Source organism: Candidatus Pantoea deserta (genome assembly GCF_003813865.1).
GTDB lineage: Bacteria > Pseudomonadota > Gammaproteobacteria > Enterobacterales > Enterobacteriaceae > Pantoea > Pantoea deserta.
Genome location: NZ_RMVG01000015.1, coordinates 18907 through 33191, shown reverse-complemented (window position 1 = coordinate 33191; position 14285 = coordinate 18907). Strand labels below are relative to the sequence as shown.

Annotated in this window: 13 protein-coding genes and 1 pseudogene; all 14 read right to left on the bottom strand. The window is 56.0% G+C overall.

Annotation, left to right across the window (positions count from 1 at the left end; genetic code table 11):
• Position 1: 1 nt before the first annotated feature.
• Positions 2-196 (bottom strand): annotated as a pseudogene (locus BBB56_RS23805) (VENN motif pre-toxin domain-containing protein); the annotation flags it as partial.
• Positions 197-285: 89 nt separating this feature from the next.
• The gene (gene glmS, locus BBB56_RS17145; protein ID WP_123802153.1) at positions 286-2115 is read right to left on the bottom strand and encodes a glutamine--fructose-6-phosphate transaminase (isomerizing); all 1830 of its coding nucleotides are present in this window, start codon (positions 2113-2115) and stop codon (positions 286-288) included.
• A 146-nt stretch (positions 2116-2261) separates the two neighbouring features.
• Positions 2262-3632 (bottom strand): bifunctional UDP-N-acetylglucosamine diphosphorylase/glucosamine-1-phosphate N-acetyltransferase GlmU, encoded by a 1371-nt coding sequence (glmU, locus tag BBB56_RS17140; protein WP_123802152.1) that lies wholly within the window; start codon positions 3630-3632, stop codon positions 2262-2264.
• A gap of 160 nt (positions 3633-3792) precedes the next feature.
• Positions 3793-4212: a F0F1 ATP synthase subunit epsilon gene (locus BBB56_RS17135; protein ID WP_123802151.1), complete on the bottom strand. Its 420-nt coding sequence runs from the start codon at positions 4210-4212 to the stop codon at positions 3793-3795.
• Positions 4213-4236: 24 nt separating this feature from the next.
• A complete protein-coding gene (gene atpD / locus BBB56_RS17130; RefSeq protein WP_123802150.1) occupies positions 4237-5634 on the bottom strand; it encodes a F0F1 ATP synthase subunit beta in 1398 nt (465 codons plus the stop codon).
• A gap of 29 nt (positions 5635-5663) precedes the next feature.
• Positions 5664-6530 (bottom strand): F0F1 ATP synthase subunit gamma, encoded by an 867-nt coding sequence (gene atpG, locus BBB56_RS17125; RefSeq protein WP_033792957.1) that lies wholly within the window; start codon positions 6528-6530, stop codon positions 5664-5666.
• Positions 6531-6582: 52 nt separating this feature from the next.
• Positions 6583-8124 (bottom strand): F0F1 ATP synthase subunit alpha, encoded by a 1542-nt coding sequence (gene atpA / locus BBB56_RS17120; protein WP_123802149.1) that lies wholly within the window; start codon positions 8122-8124, stop codon positions 6583-6585.
• Positions 8125-8138: 14 nt separating this feature from the next.
• Positions 8139-8672: a F0F1 ATP synthase subunit delta gene (gene atpH, locus BBB56_RS17115; RefSeq protein ID WP_123802148.1), complete on the bottom strand. Its 534-nt coding sequence runs from the start codon at positions 8670-8672 to the stop codon at positions 8139-8141.
• Between the two features lie 14 nt (positions 8673-8686).
• Positions 8687-9157 carry a F0F1 ATP synthase subunit B gene (gene atpF / locus BBB56_RS17110; protein ID WP_081140530.1) on the bottom strand — a complete coding sequence of 157 codons (471 nt, stop codon included), beginning with the start codon at positions 9155-9157 and terminating at the stop codon, positions 8687-8689.
• Positions 9158-9269: 112 nt separating this feature from the next.
• Positions 9270-9509, bottom strand: a complete 240-nt coding sequence (atpE, locus tag BBB56_RS17105; RefSeq protein WP_003849523.1) for a F0F1 ATP synthase subunit C — start codon at positions 9507-9509, stop codon at positions 9270-9272.
• Between the two features lie 48 nt (positions 9510-9557).
• Positions 9558-10376 carry a F0F1 ATP synthase subunit A gene (gene atpB / locus BBB56_RS17100; RefSeq protein ID WP_123802147.1) on the bottom strand — a complete coding sequence of 273 codons (819 nt, stop codon included), beginning with the start codon at positions 10374-10376 and terminating at the stop codon, positions 9558-9560.
• Positions 10377-10384: 8 nt separating this feature from the next.
• Positions 10385-10765, bottom strand: a complete 381-nt coding sequence (gene atpI, locus BBB56_RS17095; protein WP_123802146.1) for a F0F1 ATP synthase subunit I — start codon at positions 10763-10765, stop codon at positions 10385-10387.
• 707 nt (positions 10766-11472) lie between these two features.
• The gene (rsmG, locus tag BBB56_RS17090; protein ID WP_123802145.1) at positions 11473-12096 is read right to left on the bottom strand and encodes a 16S rRNA (guanine(527)-N(7))-methyltransferase RsmG; all 624 of its coding nucleotides are present in this window, start codon (positions 12094-12096) and stop codon (positions 11473-11475) included.
• 47 nt (positions 12097-12143) lie between these two features.
• The gene (mnmG, locus tag BBB56_RS17085) at positions 12144-14033 is read right to left on the bottom strand and encodes a tRNA uridine-5-carboxymethylaminomethyl(34) synthesis enzyme MnmG (RefSeq protein WP_123802144.1); all 1890 of its coding nucleotides are present in this window, start codon (positions 14031-14033) and stop codon (positions 12144-12146) included.
• Positions 14034-14285 lie beyond the last annotated feature (252 nt).

The window sequence follows — 14285 nt, the reverse complement described above, 5'->3', positions numbered from 1 at the left end:
CTTAATGCTGTCCGCCTGGCGATGGCAGAGGTTGTACCCTCACCCAGCTTTTCCCTGATCTGATTCTTAAGGGATTCAGCTGCTTGTTTCGCCGTTGCCCCGCCTGGTCACCAGGCAAGGAGTGATTCTCAACCGCATTCTTCCCGGCCTGCGCCCCGGCTACCGCGCTCGCCGTACTGTCACCTGCAAGGCCACCGGCAGGCCCGCCGCTTTATCAAATAAAAAACCCGGTAATTTCACCTGAAAATTACCGGGTCTGTTGCTAATTAATCCAGCGAAGCTCTGTTATTCCACCGTCACCGATTTCGCCAGGTTTCGCGGCTGATCGACGTCGGTGCCTTTAATCAGCGCAACGTGATAGGAGAGCAGCTGAAGCGGCACGGTGTAGAAGATCGGCGCAATCACCTCTTCCACATGCGGCAGCGAGATAATCTTCATGCCGTCGCTGTCGTTAAAACCCGCATCCTGATCGGCAAACACGTACAGCAAGCCGCCGCGCGCGCGCACCTCTTCAATATTCGACTTCAGCTTTTCCAGCAGTTCGTTGTTCGGCGCGACGACGATGACCGGCATGTCGGCATCAATCAGCGCCAGCGGGCCGTGCTTCAGCTCGCCAGCCGCATAGGCTTCAGCGTGAATATAGGAGATCTCTTTGAGCTTAAGCGCGCCCTCCATCGCGATCGGATACTGATCGCCGCGTCCGAGGAACAGCGCGTGATGCTTGTCGGAGAAGTCTTCCGCCAGCAGCTCAATGCGCTTGTCCTGCGCCAGCATCTGCTCAATACGGCTCGGCAGCGCCTGAAGGCCATGAACGATGTCGTGTTCGATCTCTGCCGACATGCCGCGCAGGCGGCCCAGTTTCGCCACCAGCATCAGCAGTACGGTCAGCTGCGTTGTGAAGGCTTTGGTCGAGGCGACGCCGATCTCCGTGCCGGCTTTGGTCATCAGCGCCAGATCCGACTCGCGCACCAGCGACGAACCGGCCACGTTGCAGATCGCCAGCGAACCCAGATAGCCCAGCTCTTTGGAAAGACGCAGCGCCGCCAGCGTATCGGCGGTTTCGCCAGACTGGGACAGGGTGATCAGCAGGCTGTTTTTACGTACGGCGGATTTGCGATAGCGAAACTCGGAAGCGATCTCCACGTCGCAGGGGATATTCGCCAGCGATTCAAACCAGTAGCGCGCCACCATGCCTGAATTGTACGAGGTGCCGCAGGCGATGATCTGGATATGCTCGACCTGGCTCAGCAGCGCTTCCGCATTCGGACCCAGCTCGCTGAGATCCACTTCGCCATGGCTAAAACGACCGGTCAGGGTGTTTTTAATCGCCATTGGCTGTTCGTAAATCTCTTTCTGCATGTAGTGGCGGTAAACGCCTTTGTCGCCCGCGTCGTACTGCACGCTGGATTCAATTTCAGCGCGATGCACCGCCTTGCCGTCGCGATCGACGATGGTGACCTCGCGGCGGCTGATTTCGGCGATGTCGCCCTCTTCCAGATAGATAAAGCGACGCGTTACCGGCAGCAGCGCCAGCTGATCGGAGGCAATAAAGTTTTCGCCAACGCCACGGCCAATCACCAGCGGGCTACCTGAGCGGGCGGCCACCAGCAGCGACGGATCGCGGCTGTCCATGATCACCATGCCATAGGCGCCGCGCAGTTGAGGGATGACGCGCAGCACCACTTCGCGCAGCGATCCGCCCTGTTTCTGCTCCCAATGCACCAGATGCGCGACCACTTCGGTATCGGTCTCAGAGGCAAAGCGATAACCACGCGCTATCAGCGTCTCACGCAGCGGTTCGTGGTTTTCAATAATGCCGTTGTGCACCACGATAATGTGCTCAGAGACGTGCGGATGCGCATTGGCTTCCGACGGTTCGCCATGGGTTGCCCAGCGCGTATGCGCGATGCCCGTGCCGCCAATCAGCGGCTGCTGCTCTGCGGCTTCCGCCAGCATCTGTACCTTGCCGACGCGCCGCAGGCGCGTGACGTGCCCCTGACGATCGACGACGGCCAGACCAGCCGAATCATATCCGCGATATTCAAGGCGACGCAGTCCTTCCAGCAGAATTTCTGCAATGTCGCGTTGTGCTACTGCACCTACAATTCCACACATAAATGTTATTCCTGACCTGATGGCTTTCGGCCATCTTGCGTTGTCATACGACCTGATAACCGGCTTTGCCGGATTCCCCGAGCCTTGTAGAGAGTGGGGATTATTATTGTGCTACTGCGACGGCCAGCACGCGGCTGGCCGTAAAATTACTTTTTCTTCACCGGACGCTGCCAGCCCGCTTTGCTGTTTTGCTCTTTGCGGTTGTAGACCAGCACGGCATCCGTGACGTCCTGCATTACCGTGGTGCCCGCCGCGATGGTTGCGCCGGCCGCCACGCTGACCGGCGCCACCAGTTGCGTGTCCGACCCCACAAAGACGTTATCGCCGATAAGGGTTTTCGACTTGTTGGCCCCGTCATAGTTGCAGGTAATGGTGCCCGCGCCGATATTGACGTTCGCGCCGATCTCCGCGTCGCCGAGATAGCTAAGATGTCCAGCCTTGGAGCCTTTGCCCAACGTCGCCTTTTTCATTTCGACGAAGTTGCCGACATGTGCGGCCTGCGCCAGCTCGCTGCCGGGACGCAGGCGAGCGAAAGGTCCGACGGTGCAGTCGGCGGCGAGGTTCGCCTGCTCGATCACCGAATAGGGGCTGATTTCACAGTCGTCGCCGATAACGCTGTTTTTAATGATGCAGCCCGCGCCGATTTTAACGCGATTGCCCAGCGTCACTTCGCCTTCGATAATGACATTGGTGTCGATCTCGACATCGCGTCCGTGATTAAGCGTGCCGCGCAGATCAAAGCGTGCCGGGTCGCGCAGCATCACGCCTGCCAGCAGCAGTTTTTCCGCCTGCTCGCTCTGATAAACTCGCTCCAGCGTGGCCAGCTGTAGGCGGTTGTTGACGCCGTCGGTTTCGCTGACGCGCGCCGGATGGACGGCATTGATGCGACGCCCTTCCTGATGGGCCAGCGCGATAATATCGGTGATGTAGTATTCGCCCTGCGCATTGTTGTTGGTCAGCTGCGCCAGCCAGCGTTTTAGATCGCCGCCGTTGGCGATCAAAATGCCGGTGTTAATTTCCGTAATTTTCAGCTGCTCCGGGCTGGCGTCTTTCTGCTCCACGATCCCGACGATGGCGTCGTTTTCACGCATGATACGCCCGTAGCCGCTGGGATTATCCAGCACCACCGTCAGCAGGCCGATGCCGCCCTGCGGTCTGGCGTCGCGCAGGCGCTGCAATGTCTGCTGGGAGATAAGCGGCACATCGCCGTAGAGCATCAGGATGTCTTCATCGTCAGCGAAGGCGGGCGCCGCCTGCTGCATCGCATGGCCCGTTCCCAGCTGCTCCGCCTGTAATACCCAGTTAAGCGACGGCTCGGTCAGGACGGCCTTAAGCCGATCGCCGCCGTGGCCGTAAACCAGATGGATATGGTTCGCGCCGAGACCGGTTGCGGCGTCGATGACGTGCTGGACCATGGGTTTGCCTGCAAGGGTGTGCAGAACTTTGGGCAGATCGGAATACATACGGGTTCCCTTGCCGGCAGCAAGGATCACCACGCTCATTGCGCTGTTAGACATAACCATCCTGACAGTGTTTTAGACATGCGAAAGTTAAACGGTTTAGTCCTGAGATTACTACATTTTTCTCAGGTCGAAATTAGGCGCGCGCCGGTATTAACGCGCAGATAAAAAAAATGCCAGCCCAATGGGCTGGCATTTCATGACGCATAAAGCCTGATTACATCGCTTTTTTGGTCAGCTCGATCACGCGCAGTTTAGCAATGGCTTTCGCCAGCTCCGCAGAGGCCTGAGCATAGTCAACGTCGCCGTGGCTGCTGTTGATATGCTCTTCTGCTTTGCGTTTCGCTTCCAGCGCCAGCGCTTCGTCAAGGTCGGTACCGCGGATAGCGGTATCGGCCAGAACGGTGGTGCTGCCCGGCTGCACTTCCAGCACGCCGCCAGAGAGGTAAATATACTCCTCTTCGCCGTGCTGCTTCACGATACGGATCATTCCAGGCTTGATGGCAGTCAGCAGCGGGGCGTGGCCAGGGTAAATACCCAGCTCGCCTTCGCTACCTGACACCTGAATTTTCTGCACCAGGCCAGAGAACAGCTGTTTCTCTGCGCTGACGACGTCCAGGTGATAAGTCATAGCCATATCTGTCCTCCCGGGAAACCGTTATTACAGTTTCTTCGCTTTTTCCACGGCTTCTTCGATAGCGCCGACCATGTAGAAAGCCTGCTCTGGCAGATGGTCGAACTCGCCGTCCATAATGCCTTTAAAGCCACGGATAGTGTCTTTCAGGGTGACGTATTTACCCGGCGCGCCGGTAAAGACTTCAGCAACGAAGAACGGCTGAGACAGGAAGCGCTGAATTTTACGCGCGCGTGCCACCAGCAGTTTGTCGTCTTCAGACAGTTCGTCCATACCCAGGATGGCGATGATGTCTTTCAGTTCCTGGTAACGTTGCAGCAGAGACTGCACGCCACGCGCAACGTCGTAGTGCTCCTGGCCAACGACCAGCGGGTCCAGCTGACGGCTGGTAGAGTCCAGCGGGTCAACGGCCGGGTAGATACCCAGAGACGCGATCTGACGGCTCAGCGTTACGGTTGAGTCCAGGTGGGCGAAGGTGGTCGCCGGAGACGGGTCAGTCAGGTCATCCGCAGGCACGTAAACGGCCTGTACAGAGGTGATTGAACCGGTCTTGGTGGAGGTAATACGCTCCTGCAACACACCCATCTCTTCAGCCAGCGTCGGCTGATAACCTACCGCAGACGGCATACGACCCAGCAGTGCTGATACTTCCGTACCGGCCAGGGTATAACGATAGATGTTATCAATGAACAGCAGAACATCGCGGCCTTCATCACGGAATTTCTCCGCCATGGTCAGACCGGTCAGCGCAACGCGCAGACGGTTGCCCGGCGGCTCGTTCATCTGGCCATACACCAGCGCAACTTTGTCGATTACGTTGGAGTCGGTCATTTCGTGGTAGAAGTCGTTACCCTCACGAGTACGCTCGCCCACGCCGGCAAATACCGAGTAACCTGAGTGCTCAGCCGCGATGTTACGGATCAGCTCCATCATGTTTACGGTTTTACCTACGCCCGCGCCGCCGAACAGGCCGACTTTACCGCCTTTGGCGAACGGACACATCAGGTCGATAACCTTGATGCCGGTTTCCAGCAGTTCCTGCGAGCTTGACTGGTCTTCATAAGAAGGCGCCGCGCGGTGAATAGAGGAGATCTCTACTGCACTGCCGTCTTCTTCTTTGATGTCGCCTTTCATGTCGATCGGCTCGCCCAGCACGTTCATGATACGGCCGAGGGTGGCTTTACCCACCGGAACCTGGATCGGTTTTTTCAGGTCAGCAACTTCCAGACCGCGCTTCAGGCCGTCAGAAGAACCCATGGCGATGGTACGAACCACGCCGCCGCCCAGCTGCTGCTGAACTTCCAGCACCAGACGAGCATCACCATTCTTAACCTCAAGGGCGTTGTACACTTGCGGTACCGCGTCCTGAGGGAATTCGACGTCAACTACGGCGCCGATAATCTGGACAATCTTTCCAGCTGCCATCTTGAATCCTCTACCTAATTCTAACCTGGTTAAACCGCGGAGGCTCCCGAGACGATCTCGGTGAGTTCCTGGGTGATGCTGGCCTGACGAGCTTTGTTGTACACCAACTGCAACTCTTTGATCAGGTTTCCGCCGTTGTCGGTTGCGGCTTTCATCGCCACCATACGTGCGGCCTGCTCACTGGCCAGGTTTTCCACCACACCCTGATAAACCTGCGATTCGACATAACGACGCAGCAGGGTATCCAGCAGCGCTTTCGGATCGGGTTCGTACAGGTAATCCCAGGTCTTCGCCTTCATCTCTTCTTCACCTTCCGCTGGCGGTAACGGCAGCAGTTGGGTAATGGTCGGAGTCTGAGACATGGTGTTATTAAACTTGTTGCTGACAACATACAGCTTGTCGATACGACCTTCGTCGTAGGCTTGCAACATCACTTTTACCGGGCCGATCAGATCGGACAGGGAAGGTTTGTCTCCCATGCCGGTGACCTGGGCCACGACGTTACCGCCTACGGAGCTGAAGAACGCCAGACCTTTGGAACCGATAATCGACAGATCGCTCTGTACGCCTTTATCAGACCAGGCTTTCATATCCGCCAGCAACTTTTTGAACAGGTTAATGTTCAAACCACCACAAAGCCCGCGGTCAGTCGAAACGACCAGGTAGCCGACGCGCTTAACGTCGCGCTCTTCCAGGTAAGGGTGCTTGTATTCCAGATTCCCAAGCGCAAGGTGACCAATCACTTTGCGCATGGTGTCTGCATACGGACGGCTGGCCGCCATGCGTTCCTGCGTTTTACGCATTTTGGAGGCGGCGACCATTTCCATCGCTTTGGTGATCTTCTGCGTATTTTTCACGCTTCCGATCTTGTTACGTATCTCTTTTGCGCCGGCCATTAGCTTCTCCTCAAAGCCTTGCGGCCTGCCTTTTCAGACAAGCCGCCAGACATTACCAGGACTGGGTTGCTTTAAACGTATCGAGCAGCGCTTTCAGCTTCGCTTCGATATCGTTGTTGTAGTTACCAGTTTGGTTGATTTCCTGCATCAGCTCGGCGTGGTCGCGGTCTGCGAACGCCAGCAGCGCAGCTTCGAAGCTAAGGATCTTCGCCAGTTCAACGTCGTTCAGGTAGCCGCGCTCGGCAGCAAACAGCACCAGACCCTGCTGCGCAACGGACATCGGCGCATACTGTTTCTGTTTCAGCAGCTCGGTCACTTTCTGACCGTGGCTCAGCTGTTTGCGGGTCGCGTCATCCAGATCGGAAGCGAACTGCGAGAACGCCGCCAGTTCACGATACTGCGCCAGCGCGGTACGGATACCACCGGACAGTTTCTTGATGATCTTGGTCTGAGCAGCACCACCAACACGCGATACAGAGATACCCGGGTTAACCGCCGGACGAATACCGGAGTTAAACAGGTTCGATTCCAGGAAGATCTGACCATCGGTAATAGAAATTACGTTGGTCGGAACGAACGCGGAAACGTCACCCGCCTGGGTTTCGATGATCGGCAGCGCGGTCAGTGAACCGGTTTTACCTTTAACTTCGCCGTTGGTGAAACGCTCGACGTAGTCAGCACTTACGCGTGATGCGCGCTCCAGCAGACGAGAGTGGAGATAGAACACGTCGCCCGGGAAGGCTTCACGGCCCGGCGGACGGCGCAGCAGCAGAGAAATCTGACGGTAAGCGACAGCCTGCTTAGACAGGTCATCGTATACGATCAGCGCATCTTCGCCGCGGTCGCGGAAGTATTCACCCATGGCGCAACCGGAGTAGGGCGCCAGGTATTGCAGCGCAGCGGACTCAGACGCTGAGGCTACAACCACGATGGTGTTCGACAGCGCGCCGTGCTCTTCCAGCTTACGCACCACGTTGGCGATGGTAGAGGCTTTCTGACCAATAGCGACGTAGACGCATTTGATGCCGGAATCGCGCTGGTTGATGATGGCGTCGATCGCCAGCGCGGATTTACCGGTCTGACGGTCGCCGATGATCAGCTCACGCTGGCCACGACCGATTGGAATCATCGCATCGACAGATTTGTAACCGGTCTGAACCGGCTCGTCGACTGACTGACGGTCGATAACGCCCGGTGCGATCACTTCAACCGGCGAGAAGCCGTCGTTGTCGATCGCGCCTTTGCCGTCGATAGGTGCACCCAGGGTGTTCACCACGCGGCCCAGCAGGCCACGACCGACCGGCACTTCCAGGATACGACCCGTACATTTGACCTTCATGCCTTCGGCGAGGTCAGCATACGGACCCATTACCACGGCGCCGACAGAGTCGCGCTCCAGGTTCAGGGCGATAGCGTAACGGTTACCCGGCAGGGCGATCATCTCACCCTGCATGACATCGGCCAGGCCGTGTACGCGGATGATACCGTCGCTTACAGAGACGATAGTACCTTCGTTGTGAGCTTCGCTCACGACATTGAACTGAGCAATGCGCTGCTTGATCAGTTCGCTGATTTCGGTGGAATTCAGTTGCATATGCTCCAGTCCCCTTAAGACTGCAAGGCGTCTGCCAGACGCTCAAGACGGCCGCGCACGCTGCCATCAATCACCAGATCACCCGCACGGATGATCACGCCTGCCATGACAGACTTATCAATTTTGCAATTCAGCTTAACTTTGCGTGACAGACGTTTTTCCATCGCGGCGCTGATGTTAGTCAGCTGGCTGTCACTCAGCGTACTGGCGGAAATCACGTCAACTTCCGCCGTCGCCTCATAGGCGTCGCGCAGTTGAATGAACTGCTCCAGTACAGCCGGAAGCGCGGTCAAACGTCCGTTCTCAGCCATAACCTTAATCAGGTTCTGGCCGTGTTCATCTAATTGATCGCCGCAGACGGCAATGAAAGAAGCCGACAACGCTTCCGGCGCCAGCGCGCCAGAGAGAAGATCGGCCATTTGCTCATTGCGCGCGACAGTCGCGGCGAACGCCAGCATCTGTTGCCAGCGTTCAATGCTTTGATGCTCAACAGCAAAGTCAAAAGCTGCTTTGGCGTAGGGGCGAGCTACAGTAATCAGTTCAGACATCAGCCCCTCCCTCCTTACAGTTCAGCGACCAGTTTATCAACGATGTCGCTGTTAGCAGCTTCATCCACGGAACGTTCGATGATCTTCTCGGCACCAGCCATTGCCAGCAACGCGACTTGCTTACGCAGCTCTTCGCGGGCACGTTTACGCTCGGCGTCAATCTCTGCCTGCGCCTGCGCCACGATGCGGTTACGTTCGTTCTCAGCTTCAGTTTTCGCTTCGTCCAGAATCTGAGTACGGCGTTTGTTCGCCTGCTCGATAATGACCTGAGCTTCCTCTTTAGCTTTTTTCAGCTGGTCGGTCGCATTAGCCTGCGCGAGATCCAAATCTTTCTTCGCGCGTTCAGCAGAAGCAAGGCCTTCAGCAATTTCTTTCTGGCGCTTTTCGATGGCAGCCATAATCGGCGGCCATACGTACTTCATGCAGAACGCGACAAACAGGATGAACGCGATGGCCTGGCCGAGGATTGTTGCATTAATGTTCACAGCACAATGCCTCTAATTAAGTTGTTAACTTATCTGCCGTTATCACCGTGATAAGCGGCAGAACCGTTCATCTTTGCGCGCGGGGCGCGGGATGAACAAAGAGCGACAGGCTTTAGGCGACAGCAAACATCACGTAGAGACCCAGACCAACAGCGATCATCGGGATTGCATCCACCAGACCCATTACAACAAAGAACTGCGTACGCAGCAGAGGGATCAGATCCGGCTGGCGCGCGGCGCCTTCCAGGAATTTACCTCCGAGGATGCCGATACCGATCGCAGCACCGATTGCCGCCAGGCCCATCATCACAGCGGCAGCCATGTACAGCAGATCCATATTCAGGTTTTCCATGACAGTCTCCAGTTTGTTTCAGTTAAACGCTTAGTGTTGAGAAAAAAATCAATGTTCTTCAGATGCCATCGACAGATAGACAATCGTGAGGACCATGAAAATGAAAGCCTGCAACGAGATGATCAGGATGTGGAAAATGGCCCACGGCACATTCAGCACCCACTGCGACCACCACGGCAACAGACCGGCAATAAGGATAAAGATCAGCTCACCCGCATACATGTTGCCGAACAGTCGCAGACCGAGTGAAACCGGTTTGGACAGCAGGCTAACACCTTCAAGAATCAGGTTGATGGGGATGAAGATCGGGTGATTAAAAGGTTGCAGCGTCAGCTCTTTCGCGAAGCCGCCTACACCTTTCATTTTGATGCTGTAGAACAGAATCAAAATAAAGACGCCCAACGCCATAGACAGCGTGATGTTCACGTCTGCGGACGGCACGACGCGCAGCGCCGGCAGGCCTAGCCACTCTTCGCCGATGTACGGCAGCAGGTCGATAGGCAGCAGATCCATGAAGTTCATCAGGAAGACCCAGACAAAAATCGTCAGAGCCAGCGGGGCGATAAGTTTGCTTTTACCGTGGTACATGTCGCGCACGTTGCTGTCAACGAAGCCGACAACCAGTTCGATAGCCGCCTGCATTTTCCCTGGCACGCCGCTGGTGACGCTTTTCGCCACTTTACGGAACAACACCAGGAAGATCACTCCCAGCACCAGAGAGAAAAACATGGAATCGATATTTAATACCCAGAACGTCGCGGGTGCGTCGTGAGCATTCACTAACTCGAAGGTACGCAGGTCCAGCTGAAGATGCGTCAGGTGGTGACCAATGTACTCTTGCGGAGTTTGAGTTTCTCCTGCAGCCATGATGCTTTTTACCCTTTGTTGTTAATTACCGCCGGCGCCAGCATCTGAACCACCAGCACCGATAACCAGGTTACCCCGAGCGGCCAGAAGACCACTCTGAAAACACCCAACGCTACAATGAGCAACACAATGGTTGCGATGACTTTGCCGATTTCGCCAAGAGCGAAACTCCACGCAACCCGTCCGGAAGCCGGGGATTGCCCTTGCAAGCGCCAGGCTAAAAACATAAACAAAACGTTTGGCAGCCAGGCTGCCGCTCCGCCAGCAAGCGCAGAGACGCCCCAGGTGACATCTTTCAGGGCAAAGAGAGCGCCGATGATGACAACAGTCACCAGCTGGATAACCAGCACGGTTCGGGCGAATTTTACACTGTAAAGAGACACTGACATGGCGCTGATACTCTCCTGCCCCATAAGGGGTATGTCGCGTGTCGTATAAGACTGCCTTTACTCACTCGAGTCAAGCAGCAAAAGCCGTGCAAATTATACGGGCCGCACCTGCGATTTCAATCCGTAAGTAGCCAAAAGGTGAACAATTATTTAAATTTCTTTCCGAATGGCTATTTTTCCAAAGATTGTCAGCGGAAATTAGCGGCGAATGCCGCTGAAATTTCGCGGCGGGCTGGCTTTTAAAGCGTGCTTTAGATCACATTCTACACAATGCGCGCTATCTAAATTTCCCGACAAGCAATGGCAGAGGTTATTCCTTTACCCTTAATCTCAGCCTAATCAAAAGCTTAATCTGTAGCCCAGCTTAAGCTGCGCGTAATTTCGATAAAAACAGTCGATTGACATCGCAGAGTAAGCCAACCTCGTTAAAGTGATATTACGCACGCAGAGTTATTACCCTGATATATTTTCCAGCGTGATTATCGGTAGCCACTTCGTTTCACTAATAAGTGATCTTCCTGATAAACAAATGTGAATTAAACGTTAAATGTAACAGCATTTTTCGGATAATTTCCGCCGCGCTTGTTAACGTTATTTCAGGCTTATCAGCCTTAAAAATGTGACCTTACAAGGGTTTCAATCGGCGATTTTTTAGTCAGCGCTCAGGCTAAGTCAAATACCGATGAAACCCCTTAGATTGTAAGGTGTTATGCCTGCTGGCGCGCAATAACGACCAGATGACGTTCGCCATCCAGCTCAGGGACCTTCAGCGCTTCGATCGAAACCAGACGGAAACCCTCTGGCAGGCTGGCGATCTCGTCATCCGGACGCACGCCCTTCAGGGCGTAAAACGCGCCGTCTGCCGCGGGCAAATGATGGCACCAGTTCACCATATCCTGTAGCGAGGCAAACGCGCGGCTAATCACGCCGTCGAACGGCGGCTCAGAGGGAAACGCCTCTACCCTGCTCTGCACCGGCGTGATGTTATTTAACGCCAGCTCGTGCTGAACCTGACGCAAAAAGCGCACGCGCTTGCCCAGGCTGTCGAGCAGCGTAAAGTGCGCCTGCGGCATTACGATGGCGAGCGGTATTCCCGGCAGCCCTGGTCCGGTGCCGACGTCGATAAAGCGTTCGCCCTTCAGGTGCGGCGCAACGACAATGCTGTCGAGAATATGGCGCACCAGCATCTGCTGCGGGTCACGCACCGACGTCAGATTGTAGGCCTTGTTCCATTTATCCAGCAGGCCGACATAGGCAACCAGCTGCTGTTTTTGTTGATCGGAGAGGGAAATACCGGCTGCCTTAAGCAGCGAAGTGAGTTTTGTGATCACAGCATAAGTCCAGTCAGTTGGGGCGAGTCGCCTCGCCCCGTTTAAGGTCAGGCGCTTTTGCGCAGCAGCCCTTGCTTTTTCAGGTAAATCAGCAGAATGGAAATGGCGGCCGGCGTGATGCCGGAGATACGCGAAGCCTGACCAATGGAGGAAGGTTTATGATCGTTGAGCTTAGCGATCACCTCATTCGACAGGCCGCTGACCTGTTGATAATCGAGATCGGCAGGCAGCAGGGTGTTTTCATTGCGCTGCTGGCGATCGATCTCTTCCTGCTGGCGCGCGATATAGCCTTCATACTTCACCTGAATCTCAACCTGCTCGGCAGCCTGCGCGTCATCCAGCGCCGGGCCAAAGCTCGGCAGCGTAGTCAGCTGAGCATAAGTGAGTTCCGGACGACGCAGCAGATCTTCCCCGCTCGCCTCTTTGGTCAGCGCGCTGTTCAACAGCGCGTTCACTTCCCCGACGTTTTCCGACTTCGGATGGATCCAGAGATCGCGCAGACGCTGACGCTCCTGCTCAATGGCTTCCAGTTTCTGGTTGAACCGCGCCCAGCGGGCGTCATCCACCAGACCCAGCTCGCGGCCGGTTTCGGTCAGGCGCAGATCGGCATTGTCTTCGCGCAGCATCAGACGATATTCAGCGCGCGAGGTAAACATGCGGTACGGCTCTTTGGTGCCAAGCGTGCAGAGGTCATCCACCAGCACGCCGAGATAGGCCTGATCGCGACGCGGCGCCCAGCCCTCTTTGTCGGCAGACTGGCGCGCGGCGTTAAGGCCTGCCAGCAGGCCCTGCGCGGCGGCTTCTTCGTAGCCGGTGGTGCCGTTGATCTGGCCGGCAAAGAACAGTCCGTGAATATATTTGCTTTCCAGCGTCGGCTTCAGATCGCGCGGATCGAAGAAGTCATATTCGATCGCATAGCCCGGACGCACGATTTTCGCATTTTCCATGCCCTTCATTGAGCGCACAATCTGCATCTGCACGTCAAAAGGCAGGCTGGTGGAGATACCGTTCGGGTAAATCTCGTTGCTGGTTAGCCCTTCCGGTTCGAGGAAAATCTGGTGCGCGTTGCGATCGGCGAAGCGCATTACTTTGTCTTCAATCGACGGACAGTAGCGCGGACCGATGCCTTCAATGATGCCGGCATACATCGGGCTGCGATCGAGGTTATTGCGGATCACCTCATGGGTCTGCTCGTTGGTATGGGTGATCCAGCAGGGAACCTGCTGTGGATGCTGTGAGGCATCGCCCATGAAAGAGAAAACCGGCATGGGCGTATCGCCATGCTGCGGCGTCAGCACGGAGAAATCGATGGTGCGCGCGTCAATACGCGGCGGCGTGCCGGTTTTCAGTCGGCTGACGCGCAGCGGCAGCGCGCGCAGACGCTTCGCCAGCGGAACCGACGGCGGATCGCCTGCGCGGCCGCCGCTGTAGTTATCCAGCCCGATGTGAATTTTGCCGTCGAGGAAGGTCCCGACGGTGAGCACCACGCTTTTCGCACGGAACTTCAGGCCCATCTGCGTGACCGCGCCGACGACACGATCGTTCTCGACGATAAGATCGTCCACCGCCTGCTGGAAGATCATCAGGTTGGGCTGGTTCTCCAGCGCGGTGCGTACCGCCTGGCGATACAGCACGCGGTCGGCCTGGGCGCGGGTAGCGCGCACGGCCGGGCCTTTGCTGCTGTTTAGTATCCTAAACTGAATGCCCGCCTTGTCGATTGCGGTCGCCATCAGGCCGCCTAAGGCATCCACTTCCTTAACCAGATGTCCTTTTCCAATGCCACCGATCGCCGGGTTGCAGGACATTTGTCCAAGCGTATCAATGTTATGGGTGAGTAACAGGGTTTGCTGACCCATTCGGGCAGCGGCCATTGCGGCTTCTGTGCCCGCATGACCACCACCGATTACGATGACGTCAAAAGGATCTGGATAAAACATGAAGTGGTACCTCGTTAATGAACTGGCAGGGATCGTTGCCCTGGGCGGTGGATTCTACTGAAATTCCGCCGGGGGTGAAAGCGGCGGGATCCGCGGGTTTAAAAGAAAGGATCTTTATTCTGTATATGATCTTCTTGTTAGATCTCTTTATTAGGATCGCGCCCTGCTGTGGATAACCCCGAAAAGGCACGCGATATCAGCAAAATAGAGAGGATCCTTTGCTGTGAATGATCGGTGATCCTGATCCGTATA

What these genes read in the sequence shown, in the direction of transcription:
- glmS (WP_123802153.1), bottom strand. Translation starts at nt 2,115, where the DNA reads ATGTGTGGAATTGTAGGTGCAGTAGCACAACGCGACATTGCAGAAATT.
- atpE (WP_003849523.1), bottom strand. Translation starts at nt 9,509, where the DNA reads ATGGAAAACCTGAATATGGATCTGCTGTACATGGCTGCCGCTGTGATG.
- atpB (WP_123802147.1), bottom strand. Translation starts at nt 10,376, where the DNA reads ATGGCTGCAGGAGAAACTCAAACTCCGCAAGAGTACATTGGTCACCAC.
- atpH (WP_123802148.1), bottom strand. Translation starts at nt 8,672, where the DNA reads ATGTCTGAACTGATTACTGTAGCTCGCCCCTACGCCAAAGCAGCTTTT.
- glmU (WP_123802152.1), bottom strand. Translation starts at nt 3,632, where the DNA reads ATGTCTAACAGCGCAATGAGCGTGGTGATCCTTGCTGCCGGCAAGGGA.
- BBB56_RS17135 (WP_123802151.1), bottom strand. Translation starts at nt 4,212, where the DNA reads ATGGCTATGACTTATCACCTGGACGTCGTCAGCGCAGAGAAACAGCTG.
- atpA (WP_123802149.1), bottom strand. Translation starts at nt 8,124, where the DNA reads ATGCAACTGAATTCCACCGAAATCAGCGAACTGATCAAGCAGCGCATT.
- atpD (WP_123802150.1), bottom strand. Translation starts at nt 5,634, where the DNA reads ATGGCAGCTGGAAAGATTGTCCAGATTATCGGCGCCGTAGTTGACGTC.
- atpG (WP_033792957.1), bottom strand. Translation starts at nt 6,530, where the DNA reads ATGGCCGGCGCAAAAGAGATACGTAACAAGATCGGAAGCGTGAAAAAT.
- mnmG (WP_123802144.1), bottom strand. Translation starts at nt 14,033, where the DNA reads ATGTTTTATCCAGATCCTTTTGACGTCATCGTAATCGGTGGTGGTCAT.
- atpI (WP_123802146.1), bottom strand. Translation starts at nt 10,765, where the DNA reads ATGTCAGTGTCTCTTTACAGTGTAAAATTCGCCCGAACCGTGCTGGTT.